22 protein-coding genes are annotated in these 21,045 nt (G+C 44.4%); 7 read left to right on the forward strand and 15 right to left on the reverse strand.

The window, feature by feature from the left end; translation table 11 throughout:
- Positions 1–121: 121 nt before the first annotated feature.
- Both L4D09_RS01875 and L4D09_RS01880 read right to left on the reverse strand, forming a co-directional pair.
- A complete protein-coding gene (locus L4D09_RS01875; protein ID WP_428455788.1) occupies positions 122–1,093 on the reverse strand; it encodes a lytic murein transglycosylase in 972 nt (323 codons plus the stop codon).
- 10 nt (positions 1,094–1,103) lie between these two features.
- The gene (locus tag L4D09_RS01880; protein WP_428455789.1) at positions 1,104–1,385 is read right to left on the reverse strand and encodes a YcgL domain-containing protein; all 282 of its coding nucleotides are present in this window, start codon (positions 1,383–1,385) and stop codon (positions 1,104–1,106) included.
- Positions 1,386–1,606: 221 nt separating this feature from the next.
- Here L4D09_RS01880 and minC point away from each other — a divergent pair, with 221 nt between their 5' ends.
- From minC to minE, 3 genes are read left to right on the forward strand one after another with little or no spacing between them, the layout of a single operon-like run.
- A complete protein-coding gene (minC, locus tag L4D09_RS01885) occupies positions 1,607–2,269 on the forward strand; it encodes a septum site-determining protein MinC (protein ID WP_428455790.1) in 663 nt (220 codons plus the stop codon).
- A gap of 20 nt (positions 2,270–2,289) precedes the next feature.
- Positions 2,290–3,102, forward strand: a complete 813-nt coding sequence (minD, locus tag L4D09_RS01890; RefSeq protein ID WP_428455791.1) for a septum site-determining protein MinD — start codon at positions 2,290–2,292, stop codon at positions 3,100–3,102.
- A 6-nt stretch (positions 3,103–3,108) separates the two neighbouring features.
- Entirely contained in the window at positions 3,109–3,372 is a 264-nt protein-coding gene (minE, locus tag L4D09_RS01895; protein WP_428455792.1) for a cell division topological specificity factor MinE, read from the forward strand.
- A 106-nt stretch (positions 3,373–3,478) separates the two neighbouring features.
- On the opposite strand, the gene rnd is transcribed toward minE, so the two are convergent.
- From rnd to L4D09_RS01935, 8 genes are all read right to left on the reverse strand, one after another.
- Positions 3,479–4,600, reverse strand: a complete 1,122-nt coding sequence (gene rnd / locus L4D09_RS01900; protein ID WP_428455793.1) for a ribonuclease D — start codon at positions 4,598–4,600, stop codon at positions 3,479–3,481.
- A 66-nt stretch (positions 4,601–4,666) separates the two neighbouring features.
- Positions 4,667–6,352: a long-chain-fatty-acid--CoA ligase FadD gene (gene fadD / locus L4D09_RS01905; RefSeq protein WP_428455794.1), complete on the reverse strand. Its 1,686-nt coding sequence runs from the start codon at positions 6,350–6,352 to the stop codon at positions 4,667–4,669.
- Between the two features lie 113 nt (positions 6,353–6,465).
- On the reverse strand, positions 6,466–7,380 hold the full coding sequence (locus tag L4D09_RS01910) for an alpha/beta fold hydrolase (protein ID WP_428455795.1): 915 nt from the start codon (positions 7,378–7,380) through the stop codon (positions 6,466–6,468).
- A 12-nt stretch (positions 7,381–7,392) separates the two neighbouring features.
- Positions 7,393–7,947 carry a Slp family lipoprotein gene (locus tag L4D09_RS01915; protein ID WP_428455796.1) on the reverse strand — a complete coding sequence of 185 codons (555 nt, stop codon included), beginning with the start codon at positions 7,945–7,947 and terminating at the stop codon, positions 7,393–7,395.
- Positions 7,948–8,006: 59 nt separating this feature from the next.
- Positions 8,007–8,285: a hypothetical protein gene (locus tag L4D09_RS01920; protein WP_428455797.1), complete on the reverse strand. Its 279-nt coding sequence runs from the start codon at positions 8,283–8,285 to the stop codon at positions 8,007–8,009.
- Positions 8,286–8,372: 87 nt separating this feature from the next.
- Entirely contained in the window at positions 8,373–9,074 is a 702-nt protein-coding gene (gene tsaB / locus L4D09_RS01925) for a tRNA (adenosine(37)-N6)-threonylcarbamoyltransferase complex dimerization subunit type 1 TsaB (RefSeq protein ID WP_428455798.1), read from the reverse strand.
- Positions 9,075–11,036, reverse strand: coding sequence for a DNA repair helicase YoaA (gene yoaA / locus L4D09_RS01930; protein WP_428455799.1), 1,962 nt, complete (start codon positions 11,034–11,036; stop codon positions 9,075–9,077).
- A gap of 182 nt (positions 11,037–11,218) precedes the next feature.
- Positions 11,219–11,695: a group I truncated hemoglobin gene (locus L4D09_RS01935; RefSeq protein ID WP_428455800.1), complete on the reverse strand. Its 477-nt coding sequence runs from the start codon at positions 11,693–11,695 to the stop codon at positions 11,219–11,221.
- Positions 11,696–11,826: 131 nt separating this feature from the next.
- Between L4D09_RS01935 and purU the strand changes: the two genes are divergently transcribed.
- Positions 11,827–12,660 (forward strand): formyltetrahydrofolate deformylase, encoded by an 834-nt coding sequence (purU, locus tag L4D09_RS01940; RefSeq protein ID WP_428455801.1) that lies wholly within the window; start codon positions 11,827–11,829, stop codon positions 12,658–12,660.
- 80 nt (positions 12,661–12,740) lie between these two features.
- Here purU and L4D09_RS01945 read toward each other — a convergent pair whose 3' ends face one another.
- On the reverse strand, positions 12,741–13,331 hold the full coding sequence (locus L4D09_RS01945; RefSeq protein ID WP_428455802.1) for a VOC family protein: 591 nt from the start codon (positions 13,329–13,331) through the stop codon (positions 12,741–12,743).
- Between the two features lie 461 nt (positions 13,332–13,792).
- Here L4D09_RS01945 and argS point away from each other — a divergent pair, with 461 nt between their 5' ends.
- Both argS and L4D09_RS01955 read left to right on the forward strand, forming a co-directional pair.
- The gene (gene argS / locus L4D09_RS01950; protein WP_428455803.1) at positions 13,793–15,523 is read left to right on the forward strand and encodes an arginine--tRNA ligase; all 1,731 of its coding nucleotides are present in this window, start codon (positions 13,793–13,795) and stop codon (positions 15,521–15,523) included.
- 308 nt (positions 15,524–15,831) lie between these two features.
- A complete protein-coding gene (locus tag L4D09_RS01955) occupies positions 15,832–16,854 on the forward strand; it encodes a GGDEF domain-containing protein (RefSeq protein WP_428455804.1) in 1,023 nt (340 codons plus the stop codon).
- Positions 16,855–16,957: 103 nt separating this feature from the next.
- Here the strand turns inward: L4D09_RS01955 and L4D09_RS01960 are convergent, their stop codons facing one another.
- Positions 16,958–17,563 (reverse strand): DUF924 family protein, encoded by a 606-nt coding sequence (locus L4D09_RS01960; protein WP_428455805.1) that lies wholly within the window; start codon positions 17,561–17,563, stop codon positions 16,958–16,960.
- Positions 17,564–17,795: 232 nt separating this feature from the next.
- Here L4D09_RS01960 and L4D09_RS01965 point away from each other — a divergent pair, with 232 nt between their 5' ends.
- Positions 17,796–18,224 carry an HIT domain-containing protein gene (locus tag L4D09_RS01965; protein ID WP_428455806.1) on the forward strand — a complete coding sequence of 143 codons (429 nt, stop codon included), beginning with the start codon at positions 17,796–17,798 and terminating at the stop codon, positions 18,222–18,224.
- Positions 18,225–18,292: 68 nt separating this feature from the next.
- Here L4D09_RS01965 and L4D09_RS01970 read toward each other — a convergent pair whose 3' ends face one another.
- The 3 genes from L4D09_RS01970 to L4D09_RS01980 are packed head-to-tail and all read right to left on the reverse strand — an operon-like array spanning position 18,293 to position 21,041.
- A complete protein-coding gene (locus tag L4D09_RS01970; protein WP_428455807.1) occupies positions 18,293–18,538 on the reverse strand; it encodes a FeoC-like transcriptional regulator in 246 nt (81 codons plus the stop codon).
- Positions 18,535–20,814 (reverse strand): Fe(2+) transporter permease subunit FeoB, encoded by a 2,280-nt coding sequence (feoB, locus tag L4D09_RS01975; RefSeq protein WP_428455808.1) that lies wholly within the window; start codon positions 20,812–20,814, stop codon positions 18,535–18,537. Before feoB ends, L4D09_RS01970 begins: the two co-directional genes overlap by 4 nt.
- A complete protein-coding gene (locus tag L4D09_RS01980) occupies positions 20,814–21,041 on the reverse strand; it encodes a FeoA family protein (protein WP_428455809.1) in 228 nt (75 codons plus the stop codon). The genes feoB and L4D09_RS01980 overlap by 1 nt, the downstream gene beginning before the upstream one ends.
- Between the last annotated feature and the right edge of the window lie 4 nt (positions 21,042–21,045).

Consider the following 21,045-nt stretch of genomic DNA (forward strand, 5'->3'; position numbering starts at 1 on the left):
TTATATATATAGACAAATATATTCACGAAGAATAACCTTTCCTGACACGTCATTGCGCGGCTGGTATAAAAAACCAGACAATGAAGTCTGGTTTAGTCTGCTATGTAATTGCTGCGTATTGTTAGCGTATCTGATCCGCTAAGTGACTCACCGCTAGAGCAAAATAGTGAGAGCGATTCCACTTGAGTAACGACTGATAATTACCATATACCAAATATGCCCTACCTTGAGCATCATCTGGTTGAATAAGCCAGGCGTCTATATCAACTTGAGGTAATGCTTGCCCATTAAGGCGTCTAACACCTTGCTGCTGCCAATCTGAAAGGGAGCGTCCCTTCTCTTTATCTGCACCTAATGCATCACGGTTAATAGTATTTGGAATGCTAACTTGGCGTCCCCAAGTATAATCATCATTCCAACCGGCCTGCTTTAAGTAATTAGCGGCAGAGGCAAAAACATCAGCTTCTGTTTGCCAAATATCAACCTTCCCATCGTTATTACCGTCAACGGCATAAGATAAAAATGAGGTTGGCATAAACTGTGGCTGCCCCATTGCACCCGCCCATGAACCTTTCATATTTTCTGGGCTGATATGTTTAGCATCTAATATTTCTAATGCCGCCATAACTTGGGTACGGAAGAAGGACTCTCTACGTCCTTCATACGCTAATGTTGATAAAGCTTCAATAACATTATAATTTCCCATTAAGCGACCGAAATTACTTTCGACCCCCCAAAGGGCAACAATAAACCGTGGTTGAACACCATATTGTGCTCCAATCCGGTCAAGTGTTGTTTTATGCTTTTGATAAAGATCATTAGCTTGTTTTATTTTCCAATCAGGTACCGCTCTTGGGATATATTCATCTAACGTTAATTTTCGTTCAGGTTGGTTTTGATCCGCTTTTACAGCGCGCTCAATAAAAGTAATTCCATCAAAAGCAGAATTGATAATTGGCTCTGAAATTCCTTTTTCTTTAGCTTCTGCTTTTAGCCCTTCAACATACTTGTCGAAGCCATCATCCGCAGCCATTGCTGCAGATGAAAATCCTATTCCTAGGGCCACTAAGGCCGATATCAATCGCTTTTGCATACATTTACCTTTATGTATTTTTTGCTGCTTTCTCAGCTTTATACTCTTCTAGCAAATTCGTTATAGGAGGCGGCACTTGCAGGTAATAACCCGTACCACCCAACGCTGCCTTTACCTTCTCTATATCAGCTTGAGCTAACTTCCGCTCACCTTCAAGTTTCAACACCATCACAAACTGAGGTATACCAAAGGCCGCCATCAACTCTTTTGGTACCGCAGTAAAATCATCTTTCTTATTAATGTACAAATATGTACCGTCTTTCTTCGGGCTTTTATAAATAGAACACAACATACGAATCAAACCTATTCGTTATAATGACTCATCATTCAGACCACAATATCAAAGAATCATTCCCTTCCTAAGGGCAATCTTCCATTTGGATGAGACGGTTGTCTGAATTTCCAACGCAAAAGCAAGGATAGCTTGCTGATATACGCTTGGGAATATAACATGCTAAGTACCTAGAGATAACGTACCCGAACGGCTAATTTAGCGACAGTCGTCCTACTTATATGGCAAAGACAGCAGAATTTAAAGGAGGGTCATTCACCCTCTCCGCCCTCCACCTAGTGGACAGCGACATAGAAAAAGCAGCCGACTTTTTAAAAAAGAAGGTAGAACAAGCACCTAATTTTTTTGCTGCCGCACCTGTCGTTATTGATATCAGTCAAGCAGGTAACAGCATCGACTTTTCACGGTTGAAAGAAAGTGTGCAACTTGCAGGTATGATCCCTGTTGGCATCAGCGGCTGTAAAGGTGCTGATCGGCAAGAGGCGGCTAAAAGTGCCGGTTTTGCCATCATGAATGCTGCCAAACAGGCGAATGTCGCTGAACCTATGATGGAGCCAACAAGAATAATCCGAAATCCGGTACGTTCTGGCCAACAAATTTATGCAAAAAATTGTGATTTAGTGGTTATGAATCATGTTAGCGCTGGCGCTGAAATTATCGCTGACGGCTGTATTCATATTTACGGTACATTGCGTGGGCGTGCAATTGCAGGGGCAAACGGCCAACAACAGGCCACAATTTTTTGTAAAAACGTCCAATCAGAACTAATCTCCATAGCTGGTAACTACTGGTTAAGCGATAAAATTCAGGACGAATTCTGGGGTAAAGGTGTCGTTATCTCACTTGCTGAAAATAATTTAAACATAGAGCATTTGGCTCTATAACGTTTGATAAGGAATTAAAGATGGCACGTATTATCGTTGTTACCTCTGGTAAAGGCGGCGTGGGTAAAACAACCTCTAGTGCAGCGATTGCATCGGGTCTTGCTCTATCGGGCAAAAAAACAGCGGTGATCGATTTTGATATCGGCCTGCGTAATCTCGACCTGATCATGGGCTGTGAACGCCGTGTTGTATATGACTTTGTTAATGTGATTAACGGTGAAGCAAACCTTAATCAAGCACTGATCAAAGACAAGCGTGTAGACAATCTTTTTGTCCTGCCAGCTTCTCAGACTCGCGATAAAGATGCATTGAGTAGAGAAGGCGTGGAGCGTGTCTTTAGTGATATGGCTGAGATGGGCTTTGAGTTCATTATTTGTGACTCGCCTGCAGGCATCGAAACCGGCGCACTCATGGCGTTGTACTTCGCAGATGAAGCGATTGTCACCACGAACCCTGAAGTCTCCTCTGTACGTGATTCTGACCGTATTCTCGGTATTCTTGACTCTAAATCTCGTCGTGCAGAAAATGCCGAAGCGCCAGTGAAAACGCACCTATTACTGACACGCTATAACCCAGCACGTGTCACCTTAGGTGAAATGCTAAGCGTATCGGATGTAGAAGAAATTCTCCATATTCCTCTGTTAGGTGTTATCCCTGAGAGTCAGGCGGTCTTAAATGCATCAAACAAAGGCGAACCCGTTATTTTCGATAAAGAATCTGACGCTGGCATAGCATATGAAGATACTGTTGCTCGCCTACTTGGAGAAGAACGCCCATTCCGTTTTCTCGATGAAGAAAAGAAAGGCTTCCTAAAACGTCTATTTGGAGGGTAATGAACTATGGCTTTGCTAGAATTCTTCCGTCCCAAAAAAACAACAACTGCAAGCTTGGCAAAAGAGCGTTTGCAAATTATTGTTGCGGAGCGCCGTTCAAGTGATCAAGGCACACCGAGCTATTTACCTCAGTTGAAAAAAGACATTTTGGACGTGATCCGAAAATACGTTGAAATCAACCCTGAGCAAGTAACAGTCAACTTAGATCATAAAGAAGAAGACTTATCAGTGCTAGAACTGAACGTAACGCTCCCAGACGAAGATAAATGATCTGACCAAGCGCTACACTAAAAATATAAAGCCCTCACTGCTTGCTATTCGTTACTCGTCATAACATAGCAGTGAGGGCTTTTTGCCAAATGCCCGAAGCTCAAGCTTATTTGTCTAGCAGAGGTAACACTTTCTCTTCAAATAATGCCTTACGCCACGTTTTAAGCATATCAGGCAAGTCATCTTGTGGACGCTGCTGCTTCCACGCCCAAGAGATAAGCTGATTAATTTGTTTTTTCGATGCTAAAAACTCTGGCATTAAACCCGTTTCAGATTCAACGCGAGTCACAACATCTTTTAGCGTTTTCACCTTTTGCTTATAACCAGTTAAATCGACCAAGCGAACAATTTTGTCTGGGTATTGTTCTGGCAACATATCTTCTGCGTCATAAACCATTTTTAATAAACGAGTACCGTGGCGCTGCACTTCCATCGGCTCAAAACCTTCACTACCCATTACAGCTTTAGATTTAATGTTGTAACGAGCAAGCTTCCACAGGTTGAGTTCTTTAACAACAAAGTTCAACGCTAAATCACGCTTGCGAGCTTCCAATAATCGCCATCTTGCCACTTTCTGCAAAACAGCCAATTGCTTAGGATTGAGTTGCCATGCATTTTTGATATCAAGGTAGGCTTTATCAGGATCAACAGTTTTGATGCGCTTTAACATCAGCCCCGCGCACTCTTGCTCTAGTGCTTCAGACCAGCCCTTTTCTTCCACCAGCGGTAGTAGCTTTTGATATAGCGGCATCAAGTAGTATACGTCAGCAGCGGCGTAGTCTAATTGCTTATCGGTTAGGGGACGAGCCATCCAATTGGTGCGCGCTTCGCCTTTATCAAGCTCGACACCAAGGAAGTCTTTCACTAACGTTCCAAAGCCAGCAGAGACACCATAACCTAAGAAAGATGCCATCACTTGTGTATCGATCATCGGCACAGGTAGGCAGCCCGCATAATGCTGGAAGACCTCTAAGTCTTCACCGCAAGCATGTAGCACTTTAATGACAGACTGATCACGCAGCAAATCCCACAGCGGTGTCATGTCTTCGATCTCAAGTGGATCGATTAATGACAGTAATTCACCATCGAATAACTGAATTAAACCCAGCTTTGGATACAAAGTACGGGTTCGAACAAACTCGGTATCAAGCATTACCGCGGTTTGGTTTCGAGCATGCAAGCACACAGTTTCCAAACGGGTTGTACTTGTGATTATTTCAAAATTCACTATCAAATCACCAATAAAATGCCGGCGTATAGCCGGCATTAGAATATGTAAACAATACGCTAAGCCTTAGGCTTTTTGTTGTTGCTTTTCAGACTCTTCACGCAAAACACGGCGCAAGATTTTACCTACATTCGTTTTCGGTAGTTCATCATGGAACTCAACAATTTTCGGGATTTTATAACCCGTTAAGTGCTCACGACAATGGTCGAGTAGTTCTTCACGTGTAAGACTTTGATCGCGCTTCACGATACAAACCTTAACCACTTCACCTGAAATTTCATGCGGCTGGCCAATCGCTGCAACTTCTAACACTTTACTGTTAAGCGCAACAACGTCTTCAATTTCATTCGGATAGACATTAAAACCAGAGACCAAAATCATGTCTTTTTTACGGTCAACGATATGCAAGAAACCTTCATCATCGAAACGTACAACATCACCAGTAGACAACCAACCATCATCCGTCAATACTTCTTTGGTTGCTTCAGGGCGTTGCCAGTAGCCTTGCATAACCTGTGGGCCACGAACCTGCAGCTCGCCCACCTGATCATTAGCTAATACTTGTCCTTCGTCATCAACAATTCGTACCTCTGTTGATGGAACAGGTAAACCAATAGAGCCATTATAGTCTACTAGATCATAAGGGTATGCCGCGACAAGTGGAGAACACTCAGTCAGACCATAACCCTCAAGCAAATAGTTATTCGTGGTTTCTTTCCACTTTTCAGCAACAGCACGTTGCACCGCCATACCACCACCAACAGACAAGCGAAGGTTGCTGAAGTCGATTTCATGGAAATCTTCATTATTCACAAGTGCATTGAATAAGGTGTTAACACCCGTGATCGCAGTAAACGGATAACGTTGCAGCTCTTTCACAAACGTTGGAATATCACGCGGGTTAGTGATCAGTAGATTTCGACCACCCATTTCAACAAATAGTAAGCAGTTTACGGTCAACGCAAAAACATGGTAGAGCGGCAATGCGGTCACAATCAGCTCACGGCCTTCGGTCAGCACTGGTGCATACGCACCTTTCGCTTGCATGACGTTCGCCAACATATTGCGATGCGTTAAAATAGCCCCTTTTGCTACACCTGTTGTACCACCGGTGTACTGAAGAAAGGCAGTATCCTCACCAGACATAAACGGCTTAACATATTGCATACGGCGGCCTTTTTTAAGCGCCATACGCATCGAGGTAGCATGCGGTAAATGATACTTAGGTACCATCTTTTTGATGTACTTCACCACAAAGTTTACCACTGTACGCTTTGGACGAGACAGCTGATCACCAAGGCTAGTCAACACAACATGTTGAACATTGGTGTTCTTAACCACCGTTTCTAACGTATGAGCAAAGTTTGAGACAATGACAATGGCTTTCGCGCCAGAATCATTTAACTGATGCTCCAACTCTCGCGGGGTGTACAACGGGTTAACGTTAACCACAACACAGCCAGCACGTAAAATACCAAACAACGCAATTGGGTATTGCAGTAGGTTTGGCATCATTACTGCGACACGATCGCCTTTTTGCAGTTTAAGTTCATTTTGCAGATAAGCAGCAAATGCACGGCTACGCTCTTCCAATTTACGGAATGTCATAACCTGCCCCATGTTAATGAAGGCAGTCTGATCAGCATATTTTTGTACTGATTGTTCAAACATTTCAACTAACGACGGGTACTGATCAGGGTTTATTTCTGCCGGTACATCTTCCGGATAGCGGTTAAGCCACACCTTATCCACTTTGCACTCTCCTCATTTTTATTGGTGACACGCCACCACTATGCTATAGGGTATATAAGTCATCTAATTACGACATACTACAGCACGTTTACTGAATAATTAGCACCTAACAATTATACTAGGGCGTTAAATTGTGAACTAAACAGAGTAATCTGCTGGATCACTGCTCGCGGGCTTTCAAGGTGACAATGATGTCCACCATCCACCTCATGCTGGATCATATTTTGCCAATTCACTTGCTCAAACGGGTCAAGTTTCAGCTGGCGATAGCCTTGACGGCCTATGATTGATAATACGGGGCATGCCACTGAAGCTACCATCGCTAAAGCGTGATCTTCTGCCATACGGTAGAGAGAGTCACAGCGTAGCCGATTATCATGCCGCCAGTACCAACGACCATCTTTTTGGTAAGTGGCCCTTTGTACTAACGGATAAAGTTGTTCTGATGTCAGGTTGTTAATATTACAGCGCAAATCCAATGCCTGTTCAAAAGACGCCATTGACCGCTTTTGTCTATGTGTTTCTCGTTCACGAAAACGCTGGCGACTGAGCAAGCCCTGCCTCAAACGCTGGGGAGCCAAGCTAGCACCTTCACTCAACGGAGCAAGACCTTCAATAAGGATCAGTCCCTGCACTTTTTCGCTAAATGCTGCGGCATAACACACCGCAACTAGCGCACCCAGAGAGTGCCCTAAAATAAATACGGGGCTTTCTGATAACAAATCGACCACTTGGTTTAGATCATCAGCATAATCAACAAAATGATAGTAATTGTCGTTCGATCTAGCTTCAGACAAACCGTGACCGGGCCAATCAAGTGCAATTAAGCGATAGCTTTCGGCTAATGATGTAAACAACGGCGAAAAGCTCGCTGCGTTATCTTGCCAGCCATGAAGCAACAACATAATTGGTTTATCGGTAGGAATAGCCTGCAATGGCATAGCCATGCTCACGACCTGCTGTGGGTACTCAAATGAACACAAACCTTCAAGCTTGGTGGCAGGTAAATGAAATTGAATACGCTGCATATATTGGCTCATTTACTGTGTTACTCGCTCCCGGACTTCACCGCGTGATAGGCCGTAACCCAGTTGATTCACTGGGCAGCGAGTACCAATGCAATTGTTAAAGCGGTCGAAGTCATCAAACCAAATTTCTTGTTTTACTTGCCACAGCTGGTTGCCAGTTACGTCAATGACAGGGAATTGATAAGCAAATTGCCCCACAGTACCCTGCTCTTCGCCTGCAACCTTGCCAGCAACAGAAATTAACTTGCCCATGCTGTACTCAAGTGGCTCTAGGAAACCATCAACATAAGCAACAAAGCGGTGTTGTGGCTTTGCGTTCAATTTCGGCTTGCCATCTTTGCCGATAGGTAACGCCACAATTTCTAAGCGTGTACGTTCCGTACCATTACTAATTGCAGCAATAATGCCGCCTAAACGTACTTCATGGCCTATATTTGCTTCAAGTTCACTCTTCAATACGCTTACATCGGTGACTGGTGTCTCCGTTGTCGTATGGAGGCTTGGCGGCAACGAGGCGCAGCCTACCATAAAGGCCGTAACCAGCCCAAGAAATAGCGTTCTAAACATCAGAAACTCCAATATAAGTGGTGAATATCCAAACAACTTAACGTAAGTACTCAATTGGCTTAAACATAGAGATCGACACCGACCATCGCAGACAATTCATCTTTTCGTTGTTGGTGCATAACCCCCATGTAAGATGCCATTGCATCGCGGTTCTTACCTTCAGGCTGATCATACTGAATACGAGAGTGGGCATCTTGAATTAATTCAGGATCGCGAACGCTTTGAGCAACGGCTTGCGCCACCACGGTCGGCTGGGAGGTAATGGATGCCGATGATGGAGTTGCTTTCGCCTTCGGTTGGGGCTGGATTGTTACGGGTAAGCGCTGAATAGAAACCATAGAAACTGTCCAGTTAGCCTAGTTAAGTTTCATCAAGGCCACGCCATGTCGATGACGCAGCCTTGCTCGTATTTTTATTGCGGCCGTTTATTCACGTCCTGGCAATTTCTTCCATGTCACGGTATCACGTACATAAACGGGGCTGGCGTCTTCTGCTGCCACCGCCTCACCGCGGGCTAATGCGTACCGAGCTAAATGCACCATATCCGCTGAATCTGGATACAAAATAGAACCTTTTACTTGCACTGCGTGTAACTGTGCTAACAATTCAGCATAGCTATCCCAGCCTGTACCAGCCGTGAACCAAGTACCGTTTTCGGCTTGGAATTGGTCGACTAAGATCTCTGGTTTAACAACAATTTCCCGATCTTTACACTGCCAATCACCGTCTGCTTGACGAATATACTGTCCCCAGTATATTTCACCCATACGGGCATCAATGGCAGTTAAGACTTGCTCGGCTTGGTGAGTACGATAAGTGCCTTGAGCCATGGCTGCAAGCGTTGAAACCCCAAGCATGGGTAAGTCAGCGCCAAACGCAAGCCCTTGAGCAATGCCAATTCCGATACGTACACCCGTAAAGCTACCTGGGCCACGACCAAATGCCAATGCATCCAGTTGGCTGAGGCTTACACCACCATCAGCTAAGACGGCATCAACCATAGGTAAAATCTTAGTAGTATGCTCACGCGGGGCATACTCACAGCGAGAAATAATGTCGTCACCGACCATAAGGGCAACGGAACAGTTTTCAGTTGCAGTATCGACTGCAAGAATTTTGGTGCTCATTCAAGCCTCTGAATGCTGGTCTTCATGGTTAACTGGCACTGTAGTAGTGCCATTCACCGAAGACAAAAATTGGCCAACGCTTTCCACATCGCGAGTACGTGGAATAGGCGGTAGACTTCGTAAAAATACTGCGCCATAAGGGCGAGTAACCAAACGGTTATCACAAATCACTAATACACCTTTATCTTTTTTATCTCGAATCAGGCGGCCAACCCCTTGTTTAAGGGTTATCACGGCATCAGGGATTTGCACTTGCGAAAAAGGATCGCCACCACGTAAGCGGCAATCCTCTATTCGAGCTTTCAGCAACGGATCATCCGGTGCCGTAAACGGTAATTTGTCGATAATAACACAGCTTAAGGCCTGTCCTCTAACATCAACCCCTTCCCAAAAGGCTCCCGTAGCAACTAGCAAAGCGTTACCACGCTCAAGGTATTCGGCTAATAGCTTCTGCTTTGTTGTTTCGCCTTGGACTAAAACCGGTAAATCGAGCCTTGCGCGGAAACCTTCTGCTAAGTCTCTGACCATTTGGTGTGATGTACACAAGAAGAAACAACGACCATTATTTTCTTCAATTAACGGTGAGAGCATATCCACCAAGCGATCTGCAATCCCCGTGCTGTTAGGCTCAGGCAAAAAGCGAGGTACACAGAGCAGGGCCTGCTCCGCATAATCAAAAGGGCTCTCTAAGGAAAACTGTTGCTTTGGTGTTAAGCCAAGCCGCTGACTAAAGTGGCTAAAGTCGTCATTTACCGCGAGTGTCGCAGAGGTGAAAATCCATGCTCCACCCTGCTGTTCCATTTGTTCATGGAACTTCTCTGCGACCGATAGCGGTGTAATATTCAGACTAAAATGACGAGGGGTACATTCATACCAATACGAATAACCCGTTATGGAAGTATCACACACACGCTTCAAACGCGCTTTTAATAACGTTGCCCGTTCAAAAGCTGTATCCAGTAACTGGCTTCGGCCTAACGCAAGTTTTAACACTTCATGCGTTAAATCTAATGCGTCCGTCAAACGGGTGATCTCACGCTGAATCGCGGGGCTAGTGATCACTTCTCGCCAATTACCGCGAAAACCAGGGTCACCCAGTACAATACGCATATCAGCCGCCGCTTGTGATAAGCGATCAGCCGTTTTTTGCAACTGCCTCATATCTTTGGCTTCAGTGCGATAGCCAATTTCAACGTCTTTTGCCAGCTCTTGAATTTGGCGGCTCGACAAACTTTGGCCAAAATACTGGCTCGCAATATCAGGCATTTGATGAGCTTCATCAAAAATAAAGACTTCAGCCTCGGGGATCAGCTCACCAAACCCCGTTTCTTTAATGGCCAAGTCAGCCAGAAATAGGTGATGGTTAACCACCACGACATCCGACTCCATCGCTTGACGCCGGGCTCTGACCACGAAGCATTCTTCATAAGATGGGCACTCTCGCCCAATACAGTTATCATTGCTTGAGGTGATCATCGGGATCACTGGGCTATCTTCTGCAATAATTTCACACTCACCTAAATCGCCGCTCTTAGTCGATGATGACCAAGTGCGTACCTGAACCAACTGGCTCAATAATTTAGGATCGGAATGTATACCGTGGCTCTCCGTGATTTGTCGACTCATTCGATCGAGACACAAATAGTTAGAGCGACCTTTTAGCAATGACACGCGCCCGGTAAAGCCCAGTGCATCTGTCATTAACGGTAAATCACGATGAAACAATTGCTCTTGCAGGTTCTTTGAACCTGTTGAAATAATGGTTTTCTTACCGCTAACCAAGGCCGGCACCAAGTAGGCGAACGTTTTACCCGTTCCTGTTCCCGCTTCAACCACCAGCTGATCTTCTGCTTTTATCGCATCGGCGACAGCCTGAGCCATGTCGATTTGAGGCTGACGAGCTTGGAATCCGGGAATGGCTTTATCGAGTGCGCCACCTGAAGCAAAAAATTTAGCTATCATCGCAATATGAACATTGGTTATTTATACAGTAAGACAGCTGCCCATTATGCCAACTATACACAGTGCCGACCACGACTAATTCAAACAGCACCGCCCAACTCGCAATTCCCATTGACTCAACAAGGCACAAGTTACTGATTTAACCTATCGCCAGCCAGTAACTTGTGCTTGCCGCTAGTCGCCTATTTTTCCATGACAATGTCATCTTGGGTGGAATCAACAATAGCAAGCAGCTCTTGTTGTTCTTGCTCTGGTACTTCATATTTATCAAAGACCCCTTTAAGCAACACCACCATATGTTGCCACTCTGCAACCGAAATATTTAAGTGGCTATGTGACTCTTTCATTGCACGGCCATGGTACTGACAAGGGCCCCCTGTTGCCTGACAGACCATGCTGGTAACGTGATATTTTAAATAAGCGGCGGGTATATTTTTGCGCGCATCATCAATCGCAGGGTTCGCATTCAACGTGTCATCGACCACCATGACATCAATAAAATCACTCACAACCGCAGTAATCGGTGCCAAACCACCTAAGCGGTTATATAACGATGTTGGATCATCTGCCGCCTTTGTTTCGGCAACAGCTGTATTCATCAAAGTAAATGAAACTAATAAACTAAAAAGTAATACTCGTTTTCGCAGAAGGCCTAACATAGGTCGATCCTCATTAATGTCATTATCACCATGCATTAAATCCATTAACTCAATACGTTTTTCTTTGACCCTGAAAACAATCCCATGTAAATAAAAGAAAGGATTTCCTCTATTTTAGTGCAAGGAACAGCATGGATAAGAAAACTCTCCTGACAGATTGCCCAGACGCAATGGGCCTGATCTCGAAAATCACCAATATTTGCTACAAGCATCAGCTCAATATTGTGCATAACAATGAATTTGTTGATCACTCCCATAACCGTTTTTTTATGCGCACAGAGCTTGAAGGGTATTTCAACGACGAAACCTTCCTGTTTGATCTCGATCGTGCTTTACCAGAAAGCAGCCACCGCCGACTCGTTGGCCCCGAGCGTAAACGCGTCGTGATAATGGTGACCAAAGAGGCACATTGCCTTGGCGATATCTTGGTTAAAGCATTTGATGGGACATTAGACATTGATATTACGGCGATTGTGGGTAACTACGATCACCTAGCCAAGCTTGCAAAAAACTTTGATATCCCCTTCCACTACGTTAGTCATGAAGGGATAAGCCGAGAGGAACATGAAGCGCGCTTACTCGATGCAGTGGGTCAATATGATCCTGATTATGTCGTTTTGGCAAAGTACATGCGAATTCTAACCCCGCACTTTGTTGCTCAATTCCCCCATAAAATCATCAATATTCATCACAGCTTCTTACCGGCCTTTATTGGGGCGAAGCCATATCAACAAGCTTTTGAACGTGGTGTGAAGATTATCGGCGCCACGGCCCACTTTGTGACCAACGATCTTGATGAAGGCCCAATCATTACGCAAAACGTCATCCCTATCGATCATAACTTCAGTGCCACTGATATGGCACGAGCAGGGCGTGATGTCGAAAAATCGGTACTCAGTAAAGCGCTTGGGCTAGTACTTGATGACAAAGTCTTTGTTCACGGAAACCGCACAGTAATCCTTTAGGCCTGAGCGTGATGATAAAAAGCGAAAGACCGAGCTTTCGCTTTTCTCTTTAGCAATACCAGTAACCATTTCGGTAATCGTTATGCCTGCTCACTCTCAATAACGGCTTTTAACGAACAAGGGTGTAGCTTGATACATACCCCGCCTTTTTTGAATGCATAAGTTGGGTTTGCTAAGCGCTCATGCTCCCCCGATGGGCAACTGGCCTTCACTTTTATGCCTTTATCGTCGAGTGTATTCCACGAAGCTTTAAGATCTGGAAACGTTTCATCCAATACCACTTTCAATGCATCGGTACTGGCAGCCTTAGCAGACACAACAAACTCAACATGCTCCCACCCTTCTTGCGGATAAGCTTTATCGCCAGGATAAGGCAACTCTAGCGCCTCAATCGTCCAGTTTTTAACCGTTATCGGCGTGTGAAAGCCTATAACAATAATTGGCCGGCCATTAATTTCATTATTTGACCATTCTTCACCATAGGATAACCAAGCCTGGTGTAGTTGCTCCGCGGTTTCCCAATCATTAACACGCAGTGCAATATGGTCAGCTTGATGGTTTTCTAGTGATAGGCCTATTTCACTCGCAAGTAGCTCAATTTTAGCCATGAAAGTCGGTAATTGTTCCAGCATCTGGGCTGGCAACAAACCTTTTTGCTCAAGCGTCTGCATGTTTTTTCTCCAATATTGTTCTCATGAAGCAGAAAGCCTTTTATATCAAAAATAAACCACTTAAACGCCCCATTGTTTCGAACGCATAATTATCCATAGTTTTCATCTTGATGAAAGTACGAGCTACGCCAGTACAGGCCTTGTGGCATCTTGACTCGTGCATAATTTTCATTCGCTTAGGAATGTAAAAAAAAAATCGCCAACATTCGCCTTTTCACCTTGCCAAACGCCCTAAATTTGTGGGTATTATTAGGGTAATGCAACCAGCGTATTCAAGATGCCCCCCTCGACGCCTTTGAGGTGGCTCCGTCAAAAATACTCACGTTAACTAAAACCCCTTTGGTGCTATCTTTATAAACCAGAGAACGTGATTATTTTTGACGGCAATTACACTTGAATACGATGACGTTTTTGCCTCGCTAATATTTATTGGCGTTACGAATGATTTAAAGGATAAGCGTGTGAACATTCAAGCACTAATTAACGACAAAGTCTCCCAGGCTCTAGAAGCTGCAGGAGCACCTGCGGGTAGCCCTGCTGCTGTTCGCCAGTCTGCGAAAGCTCAGTTTGGTGATTACCAAGCTAACGGTGTCATGGGCGTAGCCAAAAAAATTGGTACTAACCCTCGTGAGTTCGCACAAAAAGTTATCGAACAGCTAGACCTTGATGGTATTGCTGAAAAAGTTGAAATTGCAGGCCCTGGCTTCATCAACATTTTCCTAAGCAAAACTTGGCTTGCCGAGCAAGGTGAAAAAGCACTTGCTGATGTACGCCTTGGTGTCGCTAAAGAAGAGCAACAAACCATTGTTGTCGATTACTCTGCACCAAACGTAGCAAAAGAAATGCACGTTGGTCACCTACGTTCAACCATTATCGGTGATGCTGTTGTACGTACTCTTGAGCACCTAGGCCACAAGGTTATCCGTGCCAACCATATCGGTGACTGGGGTACACAGTTTGGTATGCTTATCGCAAACCTTGAACGTGTTCAGAAAGAATCTGGCGAAGTTTCAATGGAGCTATCAGATCTAGAAGCCTTCTACCGTGAATCTAAAAAGCTATACGACGAAGACGAAGAGTTCGCAGCGCGCGCTCGTGGCTACGTGGTTAAGCTGCAGGGCGGTGACGAGTACTGCGCTGAAATGTGGAAAAAGCTTGTTGACGTTACGATGATCCAAAACCAGCGTAACTACGACCGCCTAAACGTATCACTAACACGTGATGACGTTATGGGTGAGTCAATGTACAACGACATGCTGCCAACTATCGTTGCTGATCTTAAAGAAAAAGGCCTAGCGGTTGAAAGTGACGGCGCTCAGGTTGTTTTCCTTAATGAGTACAAGAACAAAGACGGCGAGCCTATGGGTGTTATCATCCAGAAGCGTGACGGTGGTTTCTTGTACACCACGACTGATATTGCTTGTGCAAAATACCGCTATGAGCAGCTTGGCGCCGATCGTGTACTTTACTTCATCGACTCACGTCAGCACCAACACCTGATGCAAGCATGGACAATTGTTCGTAAAGCAGACTACATTCCAGAAAGCATGAGCCTAGAGCACCACGCATTCGGTATGATGCTAGGTAAAGATGGTCGCCCATTTAAGACACGTGCCGGTGGTACAGTCCGCCTTGCCGATCTACTTGATGAGTCAGAAATTCGTGCCGCGAAGCTAATCGAAGAGAAAAACCCTGATCTAGATGCTGCAGAGAAAGCGAAAATCGCAAGCACTGTAGCAATGGCTGCTGTGAAGTATGCAGATCTGTCTAAGCACCGCACAACAGACTACATCTTCGATTGGGATAACATGCTAGCGTTTGAAGGTAACACAGCACCGTACATGCAATATGCATATACCCGTGTTGCTTCTATCTTTAAGCGTGCTGACGTTAAGCTGGCTGATCTTACTCACCCAGTTGTTATCACCGATGAAAAAGAACAAGCACTACTGTCGACGCTTCTTCAATTCGAAGAATCTATTCTTGCAGTCGCTCGTGAAGGTCAACCACACCTGATGTGTACTTACCTGTTTGAATTGGCAGGTAAATTCTCTAGTTTCTACGAAGCTTGCCCAATTCTAAATGCTGAAGAAGACGTGAAACAGAGCCGTCTAAAATTAGCACTATTAACAGCAAATACAATCAAGCAGGGTCTTGACCTTCTAGGTATCGAAACCCTAGAGCGTATGTAAGCAAATTAAAGCTTTAATTTATAATTAAATCACTAATATTTAAAAGCCTTCTAGGGTATTCTTAGAAGGCTTTTTATTTTTTTAAGACATTTTTATCAAAACAAAAGCGACTGGAGTAAAGTCATATTTGAGAACCAAAAAAATTAAACTTAAGACTTATTCCTGTGAGTACACAACATAAAAACAATAATATTAATATTGTGCCAACCTAACTAACAATTTTAATTCCATATCAGTTGGCACTGCATTAGCAAAACCAGTCAGCCCTCTTAGTAGGCGCGCTGGCTAACTTATAATGGAATATGGTTATGAGTAATGACAACTTTGCCGAATCAACAGAGACGCTCAAAAAAGCGGTTCCTCTAATGATTAAGCACAAAGTACCAACAACACCGACTAATTATGCGCTTTGGTATACCTATACATCTCAGCAGATGCCGCAATTAAACCTCGCGCTAGAACAAGGAATTAAAGAACTAGGGCACTGTACCCCTACTCTGTGTGATACCGTTTACCAAGAACACCTTGCCAGTGAAACTGACAAAGATATTACCCAGTTAAAACTGAGCCTGACCGCGATGGCGCAAGAATTATCACATAGCATGATAGAAACACTGTCTGAGACTGAAAGCTTTCAGCATGTCTTAGAAAGCACTTTTTCTAAGCTCGAAAACATTAATAAAGACGGCCTTTCAATTGAAGAAACAATTGCTCTGGTAAAAGGGTTAATCGCTGAATCACGCCAAATTCGTCAGTCTACCGGTTCATTCAAGGGGCAATTAAATTCGGCACAACAAGAGATCACTACTCTTCGAGAGGCTTTGAAAAAAAGTCAGATATTGGTCAATGAAGATGCACTAACCGGGATCAGTAACCGCCGAGCGTTTGATCGTGATATCGAAAGCTACCACCAAAGCCAAATTCCGTTCAGCTTAATCATGCTTGATATCGATCACTTTAAGGAATTTAATGACAACTTTAGCCACATTCTCGGCGACCAAGTACTAAAAGCGGTTGCTCGTCGCCTAGTTGCTTGCTGCCAAGACTACGCCAAAGCCTATCGTTACGGAGGAGAAGAGTTTGTGGTATTGCTGCCTTACAAATCACTTTCTTCAGCGCGCCAACAAGCCGAAACGATGCGTAAAACAATAGAGCGTATCTCTGTTCTCGATAAACGTTCAGGCGAAAAAATCAATACAATTACGGCTTCGTTTGGCATTGCTTGCCATTTAAACAACGAAAATAGTCGCCAAATTATTGAGCAGGCCGATCATTACCTCAACCAAGCAAAGCAACTAGGTCGAAATCGCGTACTGCCTCTTAATGGATAAGTGCATTTCAGCTTGATAATGCAAGCAGACATACCAATCGAAATAAAGACACATTGCTTTATCTCGATTGGTACACGCGCTATTCCCACTTTTTTCAGTAACGCTACTGTCCGAAGCGCTGTCCGCCACTATGTAGCCATGTAAGCTCTTCTTGTGTGGAAAGACGACCATAAACAGAGTTTCGGTGTGGAAAACGGCCGAACCGTTTCACGACATCATGATGACTAACGGCGTACTGATAAAAGCCTTCAAATACCATCGCATGGGCTGGTGATACTGACTGGCGTAAGCGGTCAAAACGAAAAACGCATTCTTCCTGATCTTCGATCGCTTCTGAGTGCTCTAGTGGTAAATACAAGAATACTCGCTCTATTGGGCTAAGCTGAGCATCTTGGTTTTGTGCTAATCCACGTTTACAAATCGCAAGCGCTAAAGAATCATAACGAAAAGCAGCACTCAAACCTCGGTAAATATTGCGCGTAAACTGATCCAATAATATCACCAAAGCCAGTGTTCCTCGTGGTGAGTCCGACCAATGTCCAAGCTCTCCAAGCCCCGCTCGACTCACTAACCCTTGAAAACGACTGGCAATTAATTGGTCAGTATCTTGCCCCCCTTGAAACCACAGGGCATTTCGGTCTGTTGCTGTTACTTCTTCTTGTAACTCTCCAAACCAAAAATCCAGTACTTCTTGATATTCAGCCACCATGCACCCACTCCTACCTTCATATCGCAATAATAATAAAATGCTCATACGCGCGACTCATGCGTACTAGAAGTAACGTCGAGTGTACGCATAAGCCATTACTCTTGTTATGTTTTCACACTACTTGACTAATGACAGTGCTGTTCCTTATCGTTATCCTAACCTACTCATTCGCGAGAATGATGCGATAAAACGTCAGCATGTGAGCAGCGCAATACATTTAAGGAATATCATAATGCAATTTACACTCCATTCGAGATTAGCAGCAGATACCAACGTGCTGGGCAATTTACCTTTATGCCAAGTTTTGCTCTCGAAAGAAGCACTTGGACCATGGTTAATCTTAGTTCCACGTAAATATAACCTCACAGAGATCCATCATTTACCAGAAGATGAACAATTCCAATTAATGCGCGAGTCGAGCGCTATCGCTCAGCTACTTGAACAAGACTATCAAGCCGACAAGATAAATGTTGGTGCACTGGGTAACCTAGTTCCACAATTACATGTCCACCATATCGCACGTTTCAAAAATGACATCGCGTGGCCTGGTCCGGTATGGGGGAACACCGACGGTACACAGCGTAGTAATGACGTACAGCAAGCCTTAGTCGATGAGCTTCGTGACGAACTTAGCCAAATTAATGGCTTCGTTCCCCAATAGCGGCAATAAAAAAGGCAACCCCACGGTTGCCTTTTACATACGACTATCCAATCACAAATTGGTAAGTATCAGCCTCGCATAACAGTAATAGGAAGCTCATTACTCTTTAGGCAGCGATACCAAATCTCTTTTGCCGTTTGGCAACAACCATCACTATCACAGCCTACCAGCTCTTGACCCACCTTGCCCTTACGTATCCAAACATCAAGCATGGCTTCTACGCCGTCTTCTGACAGACCAAAATGGATAGCTAACGTTTTACGGCTAACACGGTGGTGTTGCTCAATATACTGCTTTAGCTGCTGTAAGATCATAACGCTACTAAGCCCTGCTCTTGTTTATAATTACCTTGGCGTTTGAAGATAATCAGCAAGGCTGCATTTATGGCCGTAAATAACGCAATCCATAACATGCTAGACACTGGGTGGTCCGTAAAATGCGCGATTTGGTAGTAATAGGTGGCAACGGTATACGCCAATAACATCGTCCAACTGGCAATGAATAACGAAAACTTTTGACCAAATTCACGAACATAGGCGCCCATCGCAGCTGCACATGGGGTATAGAGTAAGATGAAAATCAAATACGCCATTGCCGCCGCTGAACTAACAAATTTCGCTTGGATATTACCAAAAATAGACGCATCAACTTCTTGTTCTTCCGCTACTGCATCCGTATCACTGAGTTCGCCGACATCAATACCAAGCGGATCAGAGTAACTTAAACCACTCAAGTTATCAGCAATACTACCTACAGCTTCTTGTAGGCTCGCCAGCAAGTTGTACTCTTCACCACCGTCATCTGTTGAAGGGGCATACAAGCTGTTCAATGTACCAACCACGGCCTCTTTGGCAAAAATACCGGTAATAATCCCCACAGTTGCAGGCCAGTTATCTTCTTTTATACCAATAGGAGCAAGTACTGGTGTTACAACCTGTGCCGCTTTTGATAGCACAGAGTTGGCTGAGTCTTCATTACCAAATGAACCATCAGTCCCCATCGAGTTGAAGAAACTCAATATCGCGACAACCACGACAATGGTTTTACCCGCACCTAATACAAAACGTTTAAGCTTCTGCCATGTTTTGATGCCCACATTACGCATGGTTGGTAGCTCGTAATCTGGCATCTCCATGATAAAGCTGTCACTACTACCAGGGTAGATAGTATGACGAAGTACCAAACCAGTAAGTACTGCGGCTGCAATGCCTAACAGGTACAGTCCAAATACCACATTCTGTCCATTTTCAGGGAAAAATGCCGCGGCAAATAAAGCATAAACTGGCAGACGTGCGCCACAAGACATAAACGGTGCCATTGCAGCTGCTAACTTACGTTCACGTTCTTGCTCTAGCGTACGGGTTGCCATAATGGCTGGTACATTACAGCCAAAACCGAGCACTAACGGTACAAAGGCTTTACCCGGCAAGCCAACTTTCTGCATGACTTTGTCTAAAACAAAGGCAGCACGAGCCATATAACCTGAGCTTTCCAGCACTGCAAGAAACAAGTAAAGACAAGCAATAACAGGAATGAAGGTTGCGACAGTTTGTATACCACCGCCAATGCCATCTGCGATAACCGTAACGAGCCAAACCGGTAAATGATCATCCAATAGGTAATGGCCGCCATCAACAAGCAACGCACCCACACTAATATCGAAAAAGTCGATAAATGCACTACCGATATTTATAGAGAACATAAACATCAAATACATAACAACAAAAAAGAACGGAATACCAAATGCGCGGTGCAAAAGTACCTGATCTATCTTGTCGCTCACGCTGCGGCTTAGTTTACCTTCTTGGCGGCGTACTTTTTGGCATACATGGTATAAGTGGCTATATCGTGTGTCGGCGACTTGAATATCTGGGTCAAGATCAACCTGTAATTTATTACGCACATTACAAGCTGCGGCTTTGTGTTCTTCCGATAAAGTGTTAATGATTAAAGTGTCATTTTCGAGAACACGAATCGCTTGGGCGCGAGCTTTAAGTTTCTCATTAGAGAAAAATGGCTCAAGTTCAGTCACCGCTTGTTCAAATTGCTGGCCATAATCAAGTGCAATATCGCTTATAGCAATGCCTTGTGCCAACATCTTATGTAGCTTGGTTTTAAATGCAGAGACTTGTTTAATATTGTTCGCTGACAAACTCATTACTGGACAACCCAGCACTTTTTCAAGCAGCTTAACGTCCAATACCTGACGCTGTCGTTCAAGTACATCCATCTTATTCAGTACCACGACCATGGGGCGGCCAAGCTCGCGTAACTGCAATGTCATATATAAGCTACGTTCTAAGCAAGAAGCATCAACAACATTAATAATGACATCAGTCGGTGTTGTTAGAATAGCCCGGGAAGCAATCGCTTCATCTAAACTGTTTTCATCATTCGCGCTATCTAAGCTATAAATACCGGGTAGATCTGTTAAGGCAAATGAATCGCCGGCACAGTCATAACGCCCTGTTTTCTTTTCTACGGTTACGCCAGCCCAGTTGCCAACCTGCTGTTTAGCGCCAGTTAAGCCATTGAATAATGTCGTTTTACCACTGTTAGGGTTACCAACAGTCAGAATATTGTATTCCATTATTGGATCTCCACCTCGATACTATCAGCAAGCTGCTTACGTAAGGCAAGATCAACACCTCGTACACGTATCTGCAATGGGTCCCCTAGTGGTGCTACACGCACAACACTTACAGGCGTATTGGGTAAAACGCCCATAACCATCAATTTTTTACGCGTAGCCGCAGGTAGCATCGACATTCCAGTCACGATGCCTTTGGCTCCACACGACAATTCAGATAGCTTCATACTA

It is taken from the genome of Photobacterium makurazakiensis, assembly GCF_050336715.1.
Taxonomy (GTDB): domain Bacteria; phylum Pseudomonadota; class Gammaproteobacteria; order Enterobacterales; family Vibrionaceae; genus Photobacterium; species Photobacterium makurazakiensis.